The 1,226-nt window shown below is 57.7% G+C and carries 3 protein-coding genes; all 3 read right to left on the reverse strand.

Annotated features, from left to right (window positions below; all coding sequences use genetic code 11):
* Positions 1 to 257 (reverse strand): 50S ribosomal protein L24 (gene rplX / locus AC1DMG_RS22230; protein ID WP_477181162.1); only part of this gene is annotated, 257 nt, incomplete at its 3' end.
* Positions 258 to 266: 9 nt separating this feature from the next.
* A complete protein-coding gene (rplN, locus tag AC1DMG_RS22235; protein ID WP_017225233.1) occupies positions 267 to 635 on the reverse strand; it encodes a 50S ribosomal protein L14 in 369 nt (122 codons plus the stop codon).
* Positions 636 to 911: 276 nt separating this feature from the next.
* A complete protein-coding gene (gene rpsQ, locus AC1DMG_RS22240) occupies positions 912 to 1,190 on the reverse strand; it encodes a 30S ribosomal protein S17 (RefSeq protein ID WP_006160462.1) in 279 nt (92 codons plus the stop codon).
* Positions 1,191 to 1,226: the final 36 nt, after the last annotated feature.

Below are 1,226 nucleotides of genomic sequence, written 5' to 3' on the forward strand. Positions count from 1 at the left end.
TCTTCCACCTTGATACCGACGCGCGACGGCTTGCCATTGGCATCCACGAGCGCAACGTTAGAAATATGCAACGGCATGACTTTGTCGATGACGCCACCAGTGGTGCCCAGCATCGGGTTCGGACGTGCGTGCTTCTTGGCAACGTTGACGCCTTCCACCACGACCTTGTCGCCGAGCATGGCTTGCACGGTGCCGCGCTTGCCCTTGTCTTTGCCGGTCAGGACGATGACTTCGTCGCCTTTACGAATCTTGTTCATGGCGGCTCCTTACAGCACTTCCGGCGCGAGCGACACGATCTTCATGAAGCGCTCGGTACGGAGTTCACGAGTCACCGGCCCGAAAATACGGGTGCCGATCGGCTCGAGCTTGGTGTTCAGCAAGACAGCGGCATTGCTGTCGAACTTGACGAGCGACCCATCAGCGCGACGCACGCCCTTGGCGGTACGCACGACGACGGCGTTGTAAATATCGCCCTTCTTCACGCGACCGCGCGGCGCTGCGTCCTTGACGGTCACCTTGATGATGTCGCCCACGCTCGCATAGCGGCGCTTGGACCCACCCAGCACTTTGATGCACAGCACTTCGCGCGCACCAGTGTTATCGGCTACTTCGAGCCGGCTTTCTGTCTGAATCATGGTGTTATCTTCCCAACTTAATCCACCGGGCAACGCCCGCCGGTCAGTCTTGGTCCCGTCAGCCCCTGGCTTTGCGCCAGCAACCGTTTGGGTTGATCAACTTTGAAGTCGGTAGTTACCAGGCGGCCTGAACATGGTTAATCAGGAGCCGCTCGGCCAGGTTCGCTTCATCGACTCGCCGGGGTGATACAACTAAGGCGAATGCAACAAAGCGGAAGTCCAGGATTATAGCACATAACCCTGGACTCGCAAGCCAACCTAAAACCGTGTGGTTTTTTAGATGACGCGCGCAGCTTCGACCAGACGGGAAACCACCCAGGACTTGGTCCGCGACAGCGGACGCGTTTCCTGGATCTCGACCTTGTCGCCTTCCTTGTACTGGTTGGCTTCGTCGTGTGCGTGGTACTTCTTGGAACGCAGCACGTACTTGCCGTACAGAGGATGCTTGACGCGGTTTTCGATCAGGACCGTGACGGTCTTGTCCATCTTGTCGCTAACTACCCGGCCGACCAAAGTACGGCGAAGCGACGATTCCGTTTGTGCAGTTTCAGTCATTTCGTGGTCGCCTTTTCGTTCAGCACGGTTTGCACC

It is taken from the genome of Dyella sp. 01N36 (assembly GCF_056399745.1).

What these genes read in the sequence shown, in the direction of transcription:
- rplN (WP_017225233.1), bottom strand. Translation starts at nt 635, where the DNA reads ATGATTCAGACAGAAAGCCGGCTCGAAGTAGCCGATAACACTGGTGCG.
- rpsQ (WP_006160462.1), bottom strand. Translation starts at nt 1,190, where the DNA reads ATGACTGAAACTGCACAAACGGAATCGTCGCTTCGCCGTACTTTGGTC.